The 19,084-nt window shown below is 61.7% G+C and carries 15 protein-coding genes; 7 read left to right on the forward strand and 8 right to left on the reverse strand.

The window, feature by feature from the left end:
• Window positions 1-2: 2 nt before the first annotated feature.
• Window positions 3-902 (forward strand): formyltetrahydrofolate deformylase, encoded by a 900-nt coding sequence (gene purU, locus ACIQTW_RS18625; RefSeq protein WP_091463620.1) that lies wholly within the window; start codon window positions 3-5, stop codon window positions 900-902.
• Window positions 903-994: 92 nt separating this feature from the next.
• Here purU and ACIQTW_RS18630 read toward each other — a convergent pair whose 3' ends face one another.
• The gene (locus ACIQTW_RS18630; RefSeq protein WP_402940011.1) at window positions 995-2,506 is read right to left on the reverse strand and encodes a PucR family transcriptional regulator; all 1,512 of its coding nucleotides are present in this window, start codon (window positions 2,504-2,506) and stop codon (window positions 995-997) included.
• A gap of 108 nt (window positions 2,507-2,614) precedes the next feature.
• Between ACIQTW_RS18630 and ACIQTW_RS18635 the strand changes: the two genes are divergently transcribed.
• Window positions 2,615-4,150 (forward strand): purine-cytosine permease family protein, encoded by a 1,536-nt coding sequence (locus tag ACIQTW_RS18635; protein ID WP_402940014.1) that lies wholly within the window; start codon window positions 2,615-2,617, stop codon window positions 4,148-4,150.
• Window positions 4,147-5,094 (forward strand): polysaccharide deacetylase, encoded by a 948-nt coding sequence (locus tag ACIQTW_RS18640; RefSeq protein WP_402940017.1) that lies wholly within the window; start codon window positions 4,147-4,149, stop codon window positions 5,092-5,094. The genes ACIQTW_RS18635 and ACIQTW_RS18640 overlap by 4 nt, the downstream gene beginning before the upstream one ends.
• 94 nt (window positions 5,095-5,188) lie before the next feature.
• On the opposite strand, the gene ACIQTW_RS18645 is transcribed toward ACIQTW_RS18640, so the two are convergent.
• The 3 genes from ACIQTW_RS18645 to ACIQTW_RS18655 all read right to left on the reverse strand — a co-directional run bounded on the left by ACIQTW_RS18645 (window position 5,189) and on the right by ACIQTW_RS18655 (window position 7,893).
• A complete protein-coding gene (locus ACIQTW_RS18645; RefSeq protein WP_402940020.1) occupies window positions 5,189-5,692 on the reverse strand; it encodes a DUF456 domain-containing protein in 504 nt (167 codons plus the stop codon).
• Between the two features lie 122 nt (window positions 5,693-5,814).
• A complete protein-coding gene (locus tag ACIQTW_RS18650; RefSeq protein ID WP_402940023.1) occupies window positions 5,815-7,005 on the reverse strand; it encodes an NADP-dependent malic enzyme in 1,191 nt (396 codons plus the stop codon).
• Between the two features lie 276 nt (window positions 7,006-7,281).
• The gene (locus tag ACIQTW_RS18655; protein ID WP_091463639.1) at window positions 7,282-7,893 is read right to left on the reverse strand and encodes a TetR/AcrR family transcriptional regulator; all 612 of its coding nucleotides are present in this window, start codon (window positions 7,891-7,893) and stop codon (window positions 7,282-7,284) included.
• Window positions 7,894-8,098: 205 nt separating this feature from the next.
• Between ACIQTW_RS18655 and ACIQTW_RS18660 the strand changes: the two genes are divergently transcribed.
• Entirely contained in the window at window positions 8,099-9,226 is a 1,128-nt protein-coding gene (locus ACIQTW_RS18660; protein WP_402940027.1) for an FG-GAP repeat domain-containing protein, read from the forward strand.
• Between the two features lie 51 nt (window positions 9,227-9,277).
• Complete coding sequence (locus ACIQTW_RS18665; RefSeq protein ID WP_402940030.1) at window positions 9,278-10,423, forward strand: FG-GAP repeat domain-containing protein; 1,146 nt, start codon at window positions 9,278-9,280, stop codon at window positions 10,421-10,423.
• Between the two features lie 14 nt (window positions 10,424-10,437).
• Here the strand turns inward: ACIQTW_RS18665 and ACIQTW_RS18670 are convergent, their stop codons facing one another.
• Window positions 10,438-11,742, reverse strand: a complete 1,305-nt coding sequence (locus tag ACIQTW_RS18670) for an MFS transporter (RefSeq protein ID WP_402940033.1) — start codon at window positions 11,740-11,742, stop codon at window positions 10,438-10,440.
• A gap of 158 nt (window positions 11,743-11,900) precedes the next feature.
• On the opposite strand from ACIQTW_RS18670, the gene rraA reads away from it, so the two are divergent.
• Together rraA and ACIQTW_RS18680 are read left to right on the forward strand one after the other, a co-directional pair.
• The gene (gene rraA / locus ACIQTW_RS18675; protein WP_402940036.1) at window positions 11,901-12,374 is read left to right on the forward strand and encodes a ribonuclease E activity regulator RraA; all 474 of its coding nucleotides are present in this window, start codon (window positions 11,901-11,903) and stop codon (window positions 12,372-12,374) included.
• A 132-nt stretch (window positions 12,375-12,506) separates the two neighbouring features.
• Window positions 12,507-14,159, forward strand: a complete 1,653-nt coding sequence (locus ACIQTW_RS18680; protein ID WP_402940039.1) for an MDR family MFS transporter — start codon at window positions 12,507-12,509, stop codon at window positions 14,157-14,159.
• Window positions 14,160-14,324: 165 nt separating this feature from the next.
• On the opposite strand, the gene ACIQTW_RS18685 is transcribed toward ACIQTW_RS18680, so the two are convergent.
• The 3 genes from ACIQTW_RS18685 to ACIQTW_RS18695 form a co-directional block, all read right to left on the reverse strand.
• Entirely contained in the window at window positions 14,325-15,779 is a 1,455-nt protein-coding gene (locus ACIQTW_RS18685) for an aromatic amino acid ammonia-lyase (protein WP_402940042.1), read from the reverse strand.
• Between the two features lie 519 nt (window positions 15,780-16,298).
• Window positions 16,299-18,035: a urocanate hydratase gene (locus ACIQTW_RS18690; RefSeq protein ID WP_402940045.1), complete on the reverse strand. Its 1,737-nt coding sequence runs from the start codon at window positions 18,033-18,035 to the stop codon at window positions 16,299-16,301.
• 44 nt (window positions 18,036-18,079) lie between these two features.
• Entirely contained in the window at window positions 18,080-18,994 is a 915-nt protein-coding gene (locus ACIQTW_RS18695; RefSeq protein WP_402940049.1) for a glycine betaine ABC transporter substrate-binding protein, read from the reverse strand.
• Window positions 18,995-19,084: the final 90 nt, after the last annotated feature.

The raw sequence follows: 19,084 nt of genomic DNA on the forward strand, positions 1-19,084 counted from the left end.
CCATGACTGCCATCCAAACTGAAACAACCGTCGATTCCTCTCCAGAGACCACGGTGGAGCACGTGCTCACCCTCGACTGTCCCGAAGGTCCCGGAATCGTGCACGCTGTGTCCGGCTTCCTGCTGGAACACGGCTGCGACATCATCGATAACAAGCAGTTCGGTGATCGCGCTGAGGGCCACTTCTTCATGCGGGTCCACTTCGCGTCGACCGGTGATGAATCCACTGTTGACGAGCTTCGTTCTGCGTTTTCTCCCGTTGGCGAGAAGTACGGCATGAACTGGCAGCTGGAGCAACAGGGCTACAAGCGACGCGTGCTGATCATGGTCTCCAAGTTCGGGCACTGCCTGAATGACCTCTTGTTCCGCGCACGGATCGGAGAGCTCCCCATCGATGTGGTGGGCGTCGTCTCCAACCACACGGACCACCAGGGTTTGGCGGAGTGGCACGGAATTCCGTTCTTCCACGTCCCTGTCACGGCTGCCACCAAGCCCGCGGCCGAAGGCCGCCTGCTGGAGATCATCGACGAACTGGACGTGGAACTCATTGTCCTGGCCCGGTACATGCAGGTCCTCAGCGACGATCTGGCACGCAAGCTGGATGGCCGCGCCATCAACATCCACCACTCGTTCCTGCCTAGCTTCAAGGGCGCCAAGCCCTACCACCAGGCGTACGCGCGTGGAGTGAAAACTGTGGGCGCCACCGCCCACTACGTGAACGGCGAGTTGGACGAAGGTCCCATCATCGCCCAGCAGGTAGTGGAAGTGGACCACACGTTCGGGCCGGACGATCTCGTAGCCGCTGGCCGGGACACCGAATGCAAGGCCCTCAGCAACGCCGTTCGCTGGCACTGCGAGGGGCGGATCATCCTGAATGGGAACAGGACGATCGTGCTGAAGTAGGGCCCTGCAAGCACCCATTTCGATGGTTCCCTGCGCAGATGCTGTGCGAACGGCGGCGTGTGCAGGGAACCATCGAATTGGCGTTTAAGGACCTACAATCGGGCGAGCCGCGTTGCCAGATGCAGCGCTGCCAGCCTGCCGGTTCCCCGTGGATCTCCGCCACACAGTTCAAAAATCCGTTGGAGCCGGTGATGTAGCGACTGCCGCTCCAAGTGCAGTTCCCGCGCAGCTTGGGCAGTGTTGCACCCTGTATCCAGCCAGACGGCCAGGGTCCGCATCAGTTCGGACTTCTTCAGGCGATCATGCTCGACAACGGCACCCAGCTGCCGCTGGACGAACACCTCGCGGGTGGCGGCGTCCAAAGACTCTTGGGCAAGGAGCTCCACGGCCAGTGTGTCAGCGTCCACAACACCGCCGCCGGCGCCGCCACCGCCGCCGGCGCCGCCACCGCCGCCGGCCGAGGGCAAATCCAGCACACGACGCGCCTCAGCCAAAGACCACGACGCCTCACCGATTCCCTTGCCCAGAGGTCCGACCGCCACCAAGGATCCGGCCGGCACGTCCAGCTGATGAAGTGAATCCATCAGTGCACGGCGGGTGGCCGCCCCATCCACAGCCACCCCTCCGACCAACGACGCGAGTGCGATGAGTTCCGCATTGTTGGCGTAGCTGGCGCTGTGCGGCACACATGCACGAAGCAGCGTGTCCACTGCCGGACGAAGCTGCCCGGCACCGGTTGACCGAATCACTACCGCCGCCACCGAGCCCTTGACCGGGAATCCCGACGCCGGTCCGAGCTGCTGCAGCTGCCATGGCTGGCTCCCGGAATTGATGGCACGCATGAGCTCGATGCCCGCGAGCTCCTTCAACCCGGGCGGCATGCGTTGCAGCAACGCCAGTCCGAGGATGTCCACCGAACGTTCGCCCGCCACCCGCGCGAGGCCGCCATCGCCGTCGTCGGGCATGTGCAGTTCAAGTCGCGCGGCAAGGACGCCGCGCACCGGCACATCCACCGTGGTGACGTTGCTGTCGTCGTCGAAAGATCCGGCGGCGCCCAGGGTAAGGCCCGACGGCGAGACCAGCCTGGCGCCGGCACCTGTCCTTTCGGATAAGACAGCCAGGAGTTGGTCGAGCCCGCCACCGTGGGCAAGTTCAGCGGCCATCGCATGGCTGGCCTGGTCACCTAGCTGAAGGTGCTCCACGGATTCGCTCACCAAGAGCGAATTGATCTCCTGCATGACTCCAACGAACGGGACCACGTGGCGCAGCTCTATCACCGGCAATCCCGCAGCCTCGGCAATTTTCAGCATGCTCCCCGGAACTTCAGGCAGTGCCGGACCGGTCTCCAGGGCTAACGCCGCGATCCCCCGGGCTGCCAGTTCACGGACGTAGTCGGCTTGCCGCTCGGCAGTGGCGCCGGCGAGCGCCTGGCCGCCACTTAGCAACAGCTCGCCGCCGCTGAGGAGCGGTGCGATGTCCAATACCTCGCTGGAGTGCACCCAACGGACGGGACGGTTCAGCGCTTCCGGAACGCTATTAAGGAACCGCGGTTCTGCAGATTGGAGACTTTGGTACTCCAACGCCGCACCCAACGCAATAGACATGACACTCCGTATGGTGATTGAGCTTTTACTTAGACACATCGTATCTTGTTGCTGTGATCCGGGGCACATACGCTGAGAGGGTCCCTTTCACTCACGGAGGCCCTCCCCATGCAAGACAACCTCTCCCCCGCGCCTTCAGGTTCATCGCAGTCGGGTCCGGCAACGGCGCCGGGTCATGACAGCGAAGCCTGGCTCCAGCCCATCCCCGAGGCCGACCGCACCCGCAAAGTCTCCGGGCAATTCTGGATCTGGGCGGGCGCCAACCTCGCACCTATCAACTGGGTGCTCGGCGCCCTTGGCATCCACCTCGGCCTCGGTTTCGCTGACACCGTGATCGTCCTGGTCCTGGGTAACCTGATCGGCATGCTGCTGTTCGGCTGCTTCGTTCTCCTTGGCCAGAAGACCGGCGCCACTGGCATGGTGCTCGCCCGCGCCGCTTTCGGTCGTCAAGGCAACTACCTTCCCGCGGCCATTCAAGCACTCCTGGTGATCGGCTGGTGTGCCGTCAACACATGGATCATCCTGGACCTGGTCATGGCGCTGTTCGGAACCCTTGGTTGGGTAGATCCCGAAGCCCTGAACTACGGCTGGAAGATCGGCGTTGCCACGGCCATCATGGCGGCACAGGTTGCCATCGCCTGGTTCGGTTACAAAGCCATTGCAGCCTTTGAGAAGTGGACTGTCCCGCCCACCATCATCATTCTGGCCGTCATGTCTTGCGTGGCATGGTTCGGCATGAAGATCGACTGGGGCTATGCAGGACCCGCAGGCAACATCCTCGAGGGGTCCGAGCGCATCGCCGCCATGAGCGCCGTGATGACCGCCATCGGCATCGGCTGGGGCATTACCTGGTTCACGTACGCCGCCGACTACTCCCGCTTCGTCAGCACTTCGGTTCCCAAGCGCAGGGTCTACCTCGCCTCAGTCCTCGGCCAGTTCATCCCCGTAGTTTGGTTGGGCGTCCTCGGCGCAAGCCTGGCCACCAATAGCGGCGAGATCGACCCCGGAAAACTGATCGTCCAGAACTTCGGCGTCCTGGCCCTTCCTGTCCTCCTCATGGTGCTGCACGGCCCCATCGCCACCAACATCCTGAACATTTACACCTTCTCCGTGGCCACACAAGCCCTGGACATCAAGATCAGTCGCCGCAAACTCAACCTCTTCGTGGGCGTCTTCTCGCTCATTGCCGTCGTGTTCTTCATCTTCCAGGAGGACTTCGCCGCGGTGCTCGACGCTTGGCTCATCGGCCTGGTCGCTTGGGTGGCCGCTTGGGGTGGCGTCATGTTGGTGCACTACTTCTGGCTGGAAAAGCGCTGGCCGGCAAAGGTTGACCGGCTCTTCGATGCCGTAGGAACGCACCGCCTGCCCGTGATCAACTGGGCCGGAATTGTGTCCCTTCTAGTAGGTATTTTCTCCACTTGGCTATTCATGTACGGTCTGGTTCCCGCCATGCAAGGCCCCATCGCCGTGGCCCTCGGCGGCTGGGACCTTTCCTGGCTGGCCGGTGGCCTCACCAGCGCTGCGAGTTACGCAGTCCTCGGCCCGCGGGCACACAAGAAATACCTTTTAGCGGACTCGAACCACGTCTCAGCCACGCAGCCGGCCGCATCCAATCCCGTAGTTCCCGAAAGGACCACAGCATGAACCAGCCCGCTTTCGCTGATTCGCTCCACCCGATCACGTGGCCGCAGGGCTACCAAGCCGCAGCGTCTTTCACTTTCGACGTCGACGCTGAGTCCTGCACCATCGCGCACGATCCTTCGAGCACCCGGCGCATGTCCCTCATGAGCCACCAGTCGTACGGGCCCAAGATCGCGGTGCCGCGGTTGCTTCAGATCCTGGATCGCCAGGACGTCAAGGGGACGTTCTTCATTCCGGGTTTCACTGCGGAAAGCTACCCGGACGTTGTCCGCATGATCGCTGATCGCGGGCACGAAATCGCCCATCACGGTTACCTTCACGAGCCCATGCAGGGCATCGACGCCGCAACCGAGGCCAGTTACCTGGACCGGGGACTCGAAGCCCTGGCCAACGTCGCGGGGAGCCGACCGGTTGGTTATCGGGCGCCCTGGTGGGAGTTGAACTGGCAGTCGCCGGCACTGCTCGCGGACCGAGGCTTCCTTTATGACTCAAGTCTGCTCGACGGCGATGCCCCCTACCGCATGTCCGTAGCCGAGGGCGATTCCCGGGACATCGTGGAGGTCCCCGTGGACTGGGCATTGGATGACTGGGAGCAGTACGGGTTCTACCCGGGAGTCACCGGCAGCGGGGTCATCGAGAGCCCGGCCAAGGCGCTGGAGATGTGGACCCTTGAAGCCCAGGCGCACCATTCCCAGGGCAGCTGCTTCGTTCTGACCAACCACCCGTTCATTTCAGGTCGTCCGTCCCGAGCCGTTGCCTTGGAGCAGCTGATCGAGAGAGTCAAGGACCTGGACGGCATGTGGGTCACCACGCTCGTTGAGATAGCGCAGCACACTAAGGACACCGTGCAGGAAATCCACACCCATGCACGGATCGATGTTCCACTGTTCCCCGGAGCCGGTGCAAGCTTCCGCCCCGCGCAGGTCCACGTCCCCGCGCACCACTAATCACCCGGCCCCTCCCGCCGAGATGGCACTTCACCCCCATGTTGAACCGCAACATGGGGGTGAGCTGCCATCTCGACGCAGGGTTTGAAGAGGTTCAGCCGTTCACGGCGTTGATCCAGACGCCGATGATCCACGTACTGGCCGCAGCACAGGCGAGTCCGAACTCCACCAGGATGCCGATGCCGGTCGCTTTCAGCGCAGCGCCGCTCGACCGCACAGCTGTACGGAAGTCACGGGTCCGCTGGACTTCGCTGAGGAGAAGTCCGACGGCGAACCCAACAAAGAGCCCCACCACGGGAATGACGAACATTCCCACAACACCCAGGATCACGCCAATCAGCACGGACCTGTTGGGGATACCGTGCTGCTTCAGTTTTCGTCCGGTGAGCACGGCGCTGGCCGCCATTCCCGCCACCACGAACACCATTCCGACGGCGAAGATCACCCAGCCGAGCGGACCGGCACCTCCCCAAATGGCCCAAGCCAGCAGGCTCGCGCCAATGAGGAGGCTCCCGGGCAGCACGGGAATGATGGTTCCGGCGACACCTACCGCAATGGCCAGGCCGCACAGGATGGTGACGATAAGTTCGGCATTCATGGCCCCAAGTCTAGGGGCCGTTTGGCTGGCATGCGGCGCAGCCAGACCGGCTCAACCACAAACGACGGCGACGCTCCCCAGCACGGGGAGCGTCGCCGTCGTCGGTTCTACGTCGGTAACCGCTATTCAGCCACAGCGGCAGCAACTGCCGCGGTGACGGCCGGTGCCACTCGGGCGTCCAGCGGGCTCGGCACGATGTAATCCGCCGAGAGGTCTTCTGCGGCCAGTTCGGCGATGGCATTGGCGGCGGCGATCTTCATGGCCGGCGTGATGCGGCGGGCCTTGGCGTCGAGTGCGCCGCGGAAGATGCCTGGGAAGGCCAGCACGTTGTTGATCTGGTTCGGGAAGTCGCTGCGGCCCGTTGCAACTACTGCTGCATACTTCCGGGCAACCTCGGGAAGAACTTCCGGGTCCGGATTGGACAGGGCGAACACGATTGACTGGTCGTTCATGAGCTTCAGGTGTTCTTCGTCCAACTTGGAAGAGGAGACGCCCACAAAGACGTCCGCTCCCGTCAGACCTTCACCCGGACCACCTGTGATGCCGCGCGGGTTGGTCCGCTGGGCCATACGGGCCTTGACGCTGCCGGGGTCAGCCACGAGGTCGGCACGGTCAGCGTTGACCACACCCTTGGAGTCGAGCAGGATGACGTCCTGGATGCCAACAGCAAGAAGAATCTCGGCAATGGCAATACCTGCGGCACCTGCACCGGAGACAACAACCTTAAGGCCGGAGAGTTCGCGCTGGGTCACCTTGGCAGCGTTGGTCAGGGCGGCAAGAACCACGACGGCGGTGCCGTGCTGGTCATCGTGCATGACCGGGCAATCCAAGGCTTCGATGAGGCGCTCTTCAAGTTCGAAGCAGCGCGGAGCCGAGATGTCCTCAAGGTTCACGGCGCCGAAGCTCGGGCGGAGGCGGACCAGGGTCTCGATGATCTCGTCCACGTCGGTAGTGTTGAGCACCAGCGGGATGGAGTCGAGGTCGCCGAAAGACTTGAACAGGGCCGACTTGCCCTCCATTACCGGCAAGGAAGCACTGGGGCCAATGTTGCCGAGACCCAGAACGGCGGTGCCATCGCTGACAACAACAACCAGGCGTTCAGCCCAGGTGTGCGTGCGGGCAAGTTCGGGGTTGGCGTGGATCGCGCGGCTGACCTGGGCAACGCCCGGGGTGTAGGCGATGGAAAGGTCGCGCTTGTTATTGAGCGGAACGGTGCTGGAAATAGTCAGCTTGCCGCCTTCGTGGGCGGCGAAGATCTCTTCTTCGCTCAGTACCAGGGTGTCGTTATCAGTTGCAATTGTCTCAATGGACACGTCTTTGTCTCCTCAGGCTAGCCGTGAACCCACGGCACGATTCGGGCAGGAACAGAACTGCTGGTGCGGACCAAGGGTGACTGGTCCGGCATTGCTTCTGCAGATAGGGGGCTGCTAGCCGCTTCGGTGTTTCCAGCCTAGGGAAGCGATGAGGGTACAAGATTCAATACCAAGAGAGATGATTCGAGAGTAAAACGTTCAACCATCAGAAATTGTGACTCTCGTCATTCCAAAAAACGTGTTCTTACGCCGTGCCGGTCTAGACCAGCAGGACTTTCACTCCTCGCCAGTGAGCAGCGTGCATGCTTTCTTGAGATCCTTCTCGGCCTCAAACAGAGAAAGCCTGCGACAACGGACCGCTTGCACCAACCCGCTCACCAAGTGCAGCAGGATCCGGGCCCTGACGGCATCCTTCCCGGGGTCCCTGCTCAGCGAACCAACCACTTCCTCGGACAAAGCATCGATCTCCCGCAGTAGCTGCGCCGTGTCATCGTCCTTGCCCGCAGGCCTGATAAGGCAGTGTTCCACCCCGGGCTGCATGACCCGCAAATGGAAGATCTCCATCATCAAACCCGCGAGGGCATGGCCTTTGCCCTCGCGTAGCCGGACGCCGTCGCGGAGTTCCCGCAATTGCTGCCGATAAACGGCCAGCATGAGGTGGGCTGTGGAGGGAAAGTAGCGGTAGAGCGTGCCAAGTGGAATATCAGCGCGTGCAGCAACGTCGGACAAGCTCAAGGTATCGAACTGCCGCTGCGCAAATCCTTCGGCAGTCTTCAGGATGCGGGCATAGCGCAGCTGCTGCCGCGGCGTGGTGGGCGCGGCAGCCATACGGGGCAACCCCGTGGTCAGGTCAAGGGAGTAGGGTTCCAGTGAGTTTGATGCGGGCATTTCCGGCGATCTCTTGGCAGGCTGACAAGGAAGGGGCCGGCTGGGTCAAGGACCGCGGCTGGCCGATCGCATCAATGATACGGGAGCAAAATGACCGTTTGCTGAGAGCTCCATTTGCGTCCAAGAGCTATGCCGTTCCCGGCTATCTACCCTGCAGGCACATACACTTCATGCAGGTTTGGATGGCGCATCGGGAGGATTACGCATGGGGACATTTCGACGTCGGGTGGCAGCGGCACTGCTGACCGCCACTGTGGCGGCCATGGCACTTAGTCCCCTACCGGCGTCGGCCGCGCCCAGCAGCGGACCAGACCCGATACTCAACGGCGAAGCGTTTGTGGGCAAAAAACTGACCGCTGACATAGGTCCCTACACGTTTTATGGCTGCGGCGGCGGCAAAGGCCCGGACTTCACGGTGTACTGGACCCGGGATGGCTTCCTCGTGGCCGGCGAAACAACCCGGAGCTACCTCCTTGAGCCCGATGACACGGGCGCCCGGATGGCCGCCCACGTCACGGCCAGCAGAACGGCCTGCGGCGCAGAATCCCTGCACAGCAACGAAACCAAACCTGTTGGCGCCGTGAACCGTGCGGCAGGATTCACGGGACGCAGCTTCGAACTCCTAACCCGCGCCAATGACGGCTCGCTATTGCTATACGGGCGAAACAGCAGCGCCTGGGACCCCGCCCGAACAGTGGGATATGGCTTCAGTATCTTCAACACGGCATTCTCCCCGGGTGACTTCGACGGCGACGGCAAAAGCGACGTAATTGTGCGCGACTCCGTCGGCGGACTCTACCTCTTCGGCGGAGACGGGGCCGGTGGATGGAAACCGGCCAAGTCCATCGGCAATGGATGGAACGTATTCGACTCGATCATCAGCCCGGGCGACTTCAATGGCGATGGCCACAATGACGTTCTGGCAAGGGAACCCGGCGGCGCCCTTTATCTCTACCCGGGCAATGGCACCGGCGGATGGCTGGCTCGAACCGCCGTCGGAACCGGCTGGAACGTTATGGACGCATTGGCAACCCCCGGCGACTTCAATGGTGACGGCAATGTGGACATCCTGGCGCGTGACCGCAGCGGATACCTGTTCTTCTACGGGGGTAACGGTGCGGGCGGCTGGTCACGGTCCTGGATGATCGGGGTCGGCTGGAATGCGCTCAGGTTCGTAGGCGGCGCCGGTGACTTCAACAGCGATGGCTACCCCGACGTTTACGGCGTGGACCAGCAGGGCCGCTTGCTTGCCTACTACAGCGACGGTAGGACCGGCTGGAAGGGTTCCGAGGTCGTGGGCGCAGGCTTTGGATGGTTCACAGCAATCTTCTAGGAAAATCCCAGACGCGGTACCATTAACCGCATAAAGTCTGGGGAGGACACAATGTTTGCTTCATCACGCCCTACGTCCGGCGTGCGCCGGGCAATTGCCGGAGTAGTGGCTGCGATCTTTGCAGCAGTAGTACTTGCCCCCACTCCCGCCATGGCCAACATGGACCCTGAACCTCCCGTAATTACCGGCGCTCCTTATGTTGGTTCCACGCTGACAGTCTCATGGGATCCTATGGCCTATAAGGGCTGCGCCCAGGCCTCCGGGCCTGATACACGCATCTACTGGACTCGCGACGGCGAGTTGGCGGCCGACCACACCACCTGGCCCCACTACCTTCTCGGCGAAGAAGACCGCGGTAAAACCATCGCAGCGCACCTCGTGGCAAACCATCCCTGCGAGGGCCTGGAAGTTGCCAGCGAAGAAAGTGCCCCGATATCTGCCTCGAACCGCCCCAATGGCTTCACCAGTCGCGGCGCGTTCGAGCTCCTGGCCCGACGCACCGACGGCGCCCTGGTGATGTACCCGCGCGTATTCAACAGCTGGGAACCGGCACGGACCGTCGGCGCCGGCTGGAACATCTTCCCCACAGTGCTCTCCCCCGGTGACTTTGACGGCGACGGCAGCAATGACGTCCTGGGCCGGGACTCGGCAGGCGGCCTTTACCTGTACAGCGGTGATGGCGCAGGGGGCTGGAGCGGTCCCCTGAAAGTCGGGACCGGGTGGAACATCTTCACGTCGCTGGTCTCCCCCGGCGACTTCAACAGCGACGGCACCAACGACATCCTGGCCCGCGACGCCAATGGAATTCTTTACCTCTACCCCGGCGACGGTGAGGGTGGATGGCTGCCCAGGTCCGTGGCGGGCCAAGGCTGGAACGCCTTGAACGCGATCATCACCCCCGGAGACTTCGACGGCGATACGAACGTCGACCTCTTAGCTCGCGATGCTTCCGGCTACCTGAGGCTCTACAGCGGAAACGGCACCGGTGGCTGGAACGGCATGACAGTTGTTGGCCAAGGCTGGAACGGCATGAGCAAGATCGGCAGCGCCGGCGACATCAACGCCGATGGCAGCCTCGACGTCTTCGCCGTTGACGGCTCCGGCCAGCTGCGCGCCTACTACGGCAACGGCAATGCCGGCTGGGCTGGCGCCGAAGTGGTGGGCTGGGGCTGGGGCGGGTTCACGGACCTGTTCTAGTTTCGGTTCCAGACCTAAGCGACGCTCTTGATCTTCACCACGAACACGGCGCCCAAGAGCCCAATGACCGCGGCGGCTACGTACAGGGAGACGTAGCCGCCCCAGTAAAGGACAAACGGCGATGCGATCAAAGGGGCGATCACTTGGGGAAGTGAATTGGCTATATTGATGACACCCAAGTCCCGTCCGCGGTCCATCCCGGTCGGAAGGACCTGCGTGATAAGCGCGAAGTCGACGGCGAGGTATGCGCCAAATCCGATCCCCAACACCACCGCACCGGCGAGCCCGCCGATCCACGTTGGGGCGAAGGCAAGGATCAGCGAAGCCAGTGCAATGATGACCGACGACGCGATTACCAGAGGCTTCCGCTTGCCCATCTTGTCGCTTAGGCGTCCACCGAGAACACTGGTAATAATGACCGAGACCGCGTAAAGCCCGGTAAGAACGAGGACACCAAAAGAAGGATCGATTCCCTCGGTTTCCTTTAGGCGGACCGCATCGCTGAGGAAGAACAACAGATACAACGTGACCATGTGGTTACCGGTGCTTACCAGCAAACGCGTCAGCCAGGCCCAGGCGAAGTCGGGATAGCGTTTAGGCGAAACCCAGAAGCCCTTAAGGAACTCTGCCAGGTTGAAGGGCGGGCGTTCGGTTGTGGGAAGCTGCTGGTCGTCATTCTTGAAGAGGTAAAGCACGACGCCGGCGAGCAACGCCGCGGCGCACAGCCAGTACCCGGCTGCAAAGTTCCCGACAACCACCGCCGCGATCACCGCGCCGATCAGAATACCTACCGTCTGCCCCATGGCCGCGAGACCGCCGACCGTTCCGCGCTGTGGAACCGGGACGCGGTCAGGTACGGCGGCCGTTATGGCGGCGTACATGGCGTTGGCTCCGGCCTGCACCAGGCACCAAAGCAAAGTCATCGCTGCAACATTGGGGGCACCGGCCAAAGCAACCAGCGCAACAGCCGCCAGGATGGCACCCATCAGAACCCAAGGAACACGGCGTCCAAATCGTGACGTCGTGCGATCACTGAAGGCTCCAAACAAGGGATTCGCAACCATGGAAACAGCGGCACCACAGCCAGTAACCAAAGCCAGGATTGCTTCTTTCTGACCCTCATCGAAGTGGGCTGCCTGCTGTCCGAGAAGAACCTGGAGGGGGCCAAAGAATGCCGCGTTGATGCCTAGGTTCATCAGGACAACGCCTGTGACCCAAATCGGCCGAACACGGGTAACAGGCTCAGCCAGTGCCGTCGCCGTACCTCCACGGACTACGGCTGGATCCGGCACCGGGCCCGGTAGATCGGACAAGCTCATGGCAGGTTCCCCCTCGTTTCAATGTTTGGATTCAGCCTAGCGCGGTGGAGCGACACTAAACCGCCGTCGCCCCTTTTATCCACATAGGCCGAAACATCTCATGCGGCAGCCCTGACGCAAGCGTTAGTGTGGCCTCAAACCGAAAGAGGAGCAGCACAATGAGCGAGCAAGTAAATACCGCCGATCTCTACGACGAACGCGGCGAGGAACTGGAATCCATCGCCGTCCAGTTTCAGAACTTGGGTGGCCACACACACTTCAGCGGGCCTGTCCGCACTGTTCGATGCTTTGAGGACAACGCCTTGGTGAAGACCGTCCTGAGCACTCCCGGGGACGGAGCCGTTCTGGTCATTGATGGGCAAGGGTCGCTGAGGACTGCGCTCATGGGTGACATGATCGCGGAAAGTGCCGTAGCAAACGGGTGGGCCGGAGTAGTTATCAACGGGGCCATTCGCGATCGCGAGGCCATCGCCCGCCTGCCTCTGGGCGTCAAAGCACTCGGCAGCAACCCAAAGAAGAGCGCCAAGACAGGCGTGGGTGAGGTGGACGTTCAGCTTGTGATCGACCGCGTGAGGATCCAGCCCGGCGTGATGATTTTCTGCGACACGGACGGCATTTTGGTGGAGCGCTAACCCTCCTGAAGTCGCCGTCTCACAAGAAAAGCAGAAGAAACATTCTCTCGGGGGGAATCAATCGGGCCGTAAGATAGTTACTGAAAGCAACTATCCTGCTTAAACCACTTTTCTGCCACCTCTGGAGAAGATATGTCCAAAACTGCGCCCGTACGGGCTGCCGGTGAGGTCCTGACGCATCGTCAGACGCTCACTGTCATGGTGGGGCTCATGCTCGGCATGTTCCTGTCCTCGCTGGATCAAACCATCGTGTCCACGTCCATCTACACCATTGCCAACGATCTCGATGGCCTGTCTCTCCAGGCGTGGGCAACCACGGCTTACCTCATCACATCGACGGTCAGCACCCCGCTCTACGGCAAGCTCAGCGATATTTTCGGCCGCCGCCCGCTCTATCTCGTAGCCATTGTGATCTTCCTGATTGGCTCCCTTTACGCGGGATCGGTCCACTCCATGACCGAGCTCGCCATTGCCCGCGGCATTCAGGGCCTCGGCGCCGGTGGCCTGCTGGCATTGGCGCTGACAATCATTGGTGACATCGTGGCGCTGAAGGACAGGGCGAAGTACCAGGGCTACTTCATGTCAGTCTTCGGCATTTCTTCCGTCCTGGGCCCCGTGATCGGCGGGGCCTTCGCGGGCTCAGCTAATATCCTGGGCTTCGAAGGTTGGCGCTGGGTCTTCTTTATCAACCTCCCCATCGGGCTCGCCGCCCTTGTGGTGGTCTTCATGTACCTGCATCTTCCGGCGCGCCACGTGAAGCAAAAGATCGACTACTGGGGTGCGGCGGCCATCACGCTGGCCATTGTCCCCCTGCTTCTTGTTGCAGAACAGGGCCGTGTTTGGGGTTGGGCTTCCGGCGCATCCTGGCTCTGCTACGGACTTGGCGTGATCGGCATTGTGGCGTTCCTGCTCGCTGAGAAGCGTGCCGGTGACTACGCCTTGATCCCGTTGCGTCTTTTCAAGAACACCACTTTCGGTTTGTCGTCGCTGCTGAACTTCATCATCGGCATCGGCATGTTCGGCGCAATCGCAATGCTGCCTATGTACCTGCAGCTCGTGAAGGGGCTGACTCCCACCGAAGCCGGCCTGATGATGATCACGTTTACTGTGGGCATCCTCTTCGGCTCGATCTCCGCGGGCCGAACCATCTCCTCATCAGGCGTTTACCGGATCTTCCCAATCCTGGGTACGGCTATCCTTGCCGCCGCAGCCACTGTCATGGGTTTGGTGCTCGGCGTCGATACCGGCCTGTGGGTTCCCGGCCTGATAGCAGTGTTCTTCGGCGTCGGACTGGGCTTCTGCATGCAGCCGCTCACGCTCGCCATGCAGGTGTCGGTCCCGCCCAAGGACATGGGTGTAGGCACCTCCACTGCAGCGTTCTTCCGTTCCATGGGCGGCGCTGTGGGAACGGCGGTGTTCATCTCCATGCTGTTCAGCACGGCAGCCGACAAAATCGCCGACGGCATGAAGACCGCCGCTTCCAGCCCGGACTACCAAGCGGTTATGACTGACCCGGCGGTGGCATCGGACCCGGCAAACGCCAAGCTCTTCGACTTCTTCAAGAATGGTGCCAACAACGAGTCCCTGAATGACACCAGCTGGCTCCACACGGCCAACAGCACGCTGACGAGACCCATCACCGAAGGCTTTGCCCAAGCGATCGACATCGTCATGCTTACAGCTGCCGGACTCATGCTTGTAGCCTTCCTGATCAGCTTCGCCTTGCCCAACAAGAAGCTCATGGACCCCAAGGCAGCAGCCAAGGAATCCGTTCCGGCGCACTGATGCCTGGACATGAAGAGCCGGCCACTAAGGGCCCGGTTTCATAGACAAACGGCCCATAAATAGCGGGTTCATAGAGAACGGCAGGCAGTCTCCGGACTGCCTGCCGTTCTCTATTGGGTCATTATCATTCGTGGAATTCGGTCGATAGCTCCTAGTCCTAACCCTTTACCCCCAGTACGAACTCTTTATGAGCTCGATGGCCATCTCCAGGTCACCGCGAAGGTCGCGATCCCCCACGTCGGACGGGAGCGTGAAACCTGCCTGCAGCATGGCGCGCAGCCGTGCACTGGCGAACTCTTCGGGTCGTCGCCCCTGCAGCCGCAGGGCCCGTGAAGCACAAACAAGCTCGACGGCGGCAACGGTGGCGAGTGCGTCTGCCGTCGACTCCAACTGGGCGGTGGCCACGCTTGCGAAGCTGGCATCTTCCTCAGCCCCGAGGGACAGCACCACAGTCTGCAGGCTTGCCGGCTGGGCGTTGGCCCGAATCCGGCCGACGGCGGCAGCAGCCACGTATTCGAGCATCATCACCCCTGACTGACCTGAACCGTCCTCAGCCAGGAAGGGGTGCAGGCCCGTGTACTTCGGGTCGCACAGGAGATCGATCCTCCGCAGGTGAGTGGCGCACGCCGCGCCGATGGCCAGCTGCAACGTATCCACGCGGCGGGCAAGGTTAGTCATCTGGAAGAGCCCGTGGTGAGCGACGTCGTGCGTTCCATCAGACGGCGAGCCGTGAACGAGCGGATTCTCATTGCCCACTGTGACAAGACGGCTCAGCAGAGCATGCAAGCCCGCGAGTTCCTCGGCTTGGGAACCAAAAATCTGCGGCAAGGTACGCAAGCAGTATGGATCCTGGATGCGGGCAGGCTCGCCGCTGCCATGAACCATGCCATGGAACCTCGTTGCGGCCGACGCCACCTCTTGGGTATCCGCAGCCGCCGCTACTGCGGGGCTCAGGGCTTCGGAGTTGCCGGACATCGCAATGAAGGACAGTGCAGCCGATGACGCTGCGTTGTCCAAGAGACTCGACAGTTTTTGCTGAGCCAGGATCGCCTGGCCAATAGTCAGTGCACTGGAGCTGATGAACGGAAGGGCATCGGCTGTGGCCCACCCCGTCAGGCGAACGGGAACGTTACCGCCCCCCAATGGCTGGCGTTCGCCCAGCATCGTGAGCGCCGTACCGGCCAATGCCTGCAGATCCGCCGTACCTATGCCACCGAACTCGCGGATTTCCGGAACGACGTCGCTATTGATAAGTTCCACCAATTGTTCCGCAATGGAGGGGTTGATCCCGGATCCGCCGGCCGCCAATTGGCTGAGCCTGACAACCAACATCGCACGAACGGTCCTGCGATCCAGTGCTCTGCCCGCATCCACAGCGTGGCTGCGCAGAAGCTTCAATCCGTGGGTGTCCCGGCTCTCGGCTTCCGTCAGCGAAACGGTGCGGTTCGCTCCCACCCCGGTCGATCGGCCGTAGACCGGACGTCGCAGTGCCGTAGCTTCCGCAGACTTCCTCGATTGGTCCATTCGGACCAAAGCTTCCGGAGCCAGCACGACGTCTTCGCCGTCGGCTACTGCGACGACATCGGCCAAGTTCAGCGTCAAGCCATCAATCGTGACCATAAACCGGTCCTTTCCAGTCAGTTTCGTCCCTAATCAGTTTCCGGCGCTAATCAGTTTCCGGTGCAGTGCAGTAAAAGCAGTCCTCCGGACAAGACAACTGGTTTTGTTCGACGCCTGCACTATCTCGATATGAGTATTCGTCCGGAACATCAGTCCGCGTTTCAGGCTGGAACGCCAGTGGTAAGAGTGCCGTCATCGTTCACCAGGGGTCAACTGAAACCCGTCCTCAGTATGAAAGAGCTTCCGAATCCCTGTCCTGGAAAGGATCCAGAGAATTGTGCCGTCCGGGGTTCTATCATCCACAGTCCCACGAAACGGATTGTGGCCGCCTTTTGTCATTGTCACCCGCGTTCCCCTAGCGACTGATGTCCACGGTCCCGGGCTCTCCCTGTCCATAGTGCGTTTCCTCGCTCTCAGATGGCCGTGTTGACGTTTGTGATTCGAAGCTGTGCCTACGTTGCCCCAGGACGGCTAGGCAAGGATGCATTGCATAGCCGTCCTGGGATCTTCGAGAGGCAGTTACCGCGTCCTGGCGGTCTCGTTCATGGGGATGCGGACGCCGCGTTCGTTGGCGACCTCGACGGCGCGGGGGTAGCCGGCGTCGACGTGGCGGATGACGCCCATGCCGGGGTCGTTGGTCAGGAGCCGTTCGAGCTTTTCCGCGGCCAAATCGGTGCCGTCAGCGACGGAGACCTGCCCGGCGTGCAGGGACCGGCCGATCCCGACACCGCCGCCGTGATGGATCGACACCCAGGTAGCACCCGAAGAGGTGTTGAGCAGGGCGTTCAGCAACGGCCAGTCAGCAACAGCGTCCGAGCCGTCAGCCATGGACTCGGTCTCCCGGTACGGAGACGCCACCGAACCGGAGTCCAGGTGGTCACGGCCGATCACGATCGGGGCCTTGACCTTGCCCTCCTTGACCAACTGGTTGAACAACAACCCGGCCTTGGCCCGTTCACCGTACCCAAGCCAGCAAATACGTGCCGGCAAGCCCTCGAACTCCACCCGGTCCGCCGCAGCGTCCAACCACTTGTGCAGGTGCTTGTTCTCCGGGAACAACTCCTTGATGGCCTTGTCCGTCACGGCAATGTCCTCCGGGTCCCCGGAAAGCGCGACCCAACGGAACGGGCCCAGACCCTCGCAGAACAACGGACGAATATACGCCGGAACGAAGCCGGGGAACTCAAACGCCCGCCCGTACCCGCCCGTGCGGGCCTCGTCACGGATCGAGTTCCCGTAATCAAACACCTCAGCACCGGCGTCCTGGAACTCCACCATCGCCTGGACCTGCCGTGCCATGGACGCCTGGGCCTTCTTCGTGAACCCTTCCGGATCCGCCTCAGCCTCAACATGCCACTCCGCCACGGTGATGCCCTCCGGAAGATAGGACAACGGATCATGGGCACTGGTCTGGTCGGTGACCACATCAAAAGTCACTTCGCCGGCCTTATGCCGGGCCAGCAGCTCCGGGAAAACCTCCGCGGCGTTACCCACATACCCCACCGACCAGCCACGGCGTTCGTCCTTCGCGGCTTGGACCTTCTTGATCGCAGCATCCAGATCCGTTTCGACCTCGTCCAGGTACCGCTTCCCCACACGACGACGCAGGCGGGACTCGTCGACGTCCACGATCAGGCACGCACCGTCGTTCAGCGTCACCGCGAGCGGCTGCGCACCGCCCATGCCACCACAACCACCCGTCAGGGTCAGGGTCCCCGCAAGAGGTCCTTCCGTGGAACCCTCCGCGGCCGGCGCCGGGTGACGGCCCTCCGCAGCGAGCTTATTCCCCACCGCAGCGAACGTCTCATACGTGCCCTGCAAGATGCCCTGGGTACCAATGTAAATCCACGACCCGGCCGTCATCTGCCCATACATCATCAAACCCTCGGCCTCGAGCCGGCGGAACTCAGGCCACGTCGCCCAATCCCCCACCAGATTCGAGTTCGCCAACAACACCCGCGGAGCCCACTCATGAGTACGGAACACACCCACCGGCTTCCCCGACTGCACCAGAAGCGTCTCGTCCTTCTCCATCGACTCCAACGTCCGGGTAATCGCATCAAACGCAGCCCACGAACGGACCGCACGACCCGTACCGCCGTACACCACCAAATCATCCGGACGCTCAGCAACCTCCGGATCCAGGTTATTCATCAACATGCGCAACGGCGCCTCGGTCTGCCACGACTTGGCAGTAAGCTCAGTACCCCGCGCGGCCTTAACCGGACGGGCACCAGTAGTGAAATCGGCAGTCATTCTTTACTCCTCTAAAGCAACCATCTAAATGAACCAGCAGGGACTTAGCCCAGATTCTTTGTCTTGAGCCATTCCTTGGCGATTTCGCCGATGTCCTCGAACTTGGCCACGCGGCCGTTCATCTTGATGAGATCTTCAGTAGTCAAGGCAGCGGAGACCTTGTTCAGCGTTTCCTTGACGGTGTCCGTGGACTTCTTCTCGTTGATGACCGGCACGATGTTTTCGGAAAGGAAGAGGTTCTTGTTGTCCTCAAGCGCCACGAGGTTGTTCTCAGCCAACGCGGGATCAGTGCTGAAGAGGTCGGCGACCTGTACCTGACCGGAAAGCAGGGCGTTCAACGTGAGCGGCCCACCGGCGTCGAGCGCTGAAAATTCCTTGAACTCAAGGTTGTAGACGGACTTCAGGCCGGCAACCCCGTTGAGGCGGGTCTTCCACTCCGGCGGGCCACCCAACACAAGTTCCTTCGCAACGGGTTGGAGGTCTTCGATGGTCTTCAGCTTGTACTGATCTGCGATTTCCTTCTTGACGGTGAGGACGTCCTTGTCCTCTGCTTCGGAAGGAGTCAATGCAGTCAGGCCGGCCGGGATCTTTGTGGTCAGCTCCTTGGCAACATCCTCGGAAGAAACAGCCTTGGTGGCGGAGTCGAGGTACTGCAGGAGCGCGCCACCGTATTCCGGCATGAGGTCGATGGAACCGTCCTTGAGGGCGGGGATGGTGACCTCACGGCTGCCGATGCTCGGCTTCTCAGTTACCTCGACGCCCTTGGCCTTCAAGGCTTCGGCGTAGATCTTGGCGATCAGCTGGCTCTCGGGGAAGTCCGCGGAACCTACGATGATGCTGTCGGCCGAACCCCCTGCTGCGGCTGTGTTGGACGAGCTCATGGGGTCCCCGCCGCCACAGGCGCTCAGGGTGATGGCAGCGACGGCTGCCAGGGTGAATCCGGTGAGGTACTTCTTCATGTCAACTCTCCTGAAATGGGTGCTGCAAGGCATGCAGCGGCCAGGTTGGGGTGGGTGGAGGTGAATCTTGTGCGCCGAACCACCGGCGCC

Origin of the sequence: Paenarthrobacter sp. NPDC090517 (assembly GCF_044769165.1) — a bacterium.
Lineage (GTDB): Bacteria > Actinomycetota > Actinomycetes > Actinomycetales > Micrococcaceae > Arthrobacter.

Coding starts and splice junctions, on each gene's coding strand:
- ACIQTW_RS18670 (WP_402940033.1), bottom strand. CDS start 11,742: ATGAGCTTGTCCGATCTACCGGGCCCGGTGCCGGATCCAGCCGTAGTC.
- ACIQTW_RS18695 (WP_402940049.1), bottom strand. CDS start 18,994: ATGAAGAAGTACCTCACCGGATTCACCCTGGCAGCCGTCGCTGCCATC.
- ACIQTW_RS18660 (WP_402940027.1), top strand. CDS start 8,099: ATGGGGACATTTCGACGTCGGGTGGCAGCGGCACTGCTGACCGCCACT.
- ACIQTW_RS18680 (WP_402940039.1), top strand. CDS start 12,507: ATGTCCAAAACTGCGCCCGTACGGGCTGCCGGTGAGGTCCTGACGCAT.
- ACIQTW_RS18645 (WP_402940020.1), bottom strand. CDS start 5,692: ATGAATGCCGAACTTATCGTCACCATCCTGTGCGGCCTGGCCATTGCG.
- ACIQTW_RS18640 (WP_402940017.1), top strand. CDS start 4,147: ATGAACCAGCCCGCTTTCGCTGATTCGCTCCACCCGATCACGTGGCCG.
- ACIQTW_RS18690 (WP_402940045.1), bottom strand. CDS start 18,035: ATGACTGCCGATTTCACTACTGGTGCCCGTCCGGTTAAGGCCGCGCGG.
- rraA (WP_402940036.1), top strand. CDS start 11,901: ATGAGCGAGCAAGTAAATACCGCCGATCTCTACGACGAACGCGGCGAG.
- ACIQTW_RS18630 (WP_402940011.1), bottom strand. CDS start 2,506: ATGTCTATTGCGTTGGGTGCGGCGTTGGAGTACCAAAGTCTCCAATCT.
- ACIQTW_RS18655 (WP_091463639.1), bottom strand. CDS start 7,893: ATGCCCGCATCAAACTCACTGGAACCCTACTCCCTTGACCTGACCACG.
- ACIQTW_RS18665 (WP_402940030.1), top strand. CDS start 9,278: ATGTTTGCTTCATCACGCCCTACGTCCGGCGTGCGCCGGGCAATTGCC.
- ACIQTW_RS18635 (WP_402940014.1), top strand. CDS start 2,615: ATGCAAGACAACCTCTCCCCCGCGCCTTCAGGTTCATCGCAGTCGGGT.
- ACIQTW_RS18685 (WP_402940042.1), bottom strand. CDS start 15,779: ATGGTCACGATTGATGGCTTGACGCTGAACTTGGCCGATGTCGTCGCA.
- purU (WP_091463620.1), top strand. CDS start 3: ATGACTGCCATCCAAACTGAAACAACCGTCGATTCCTCTCCAGAGACC.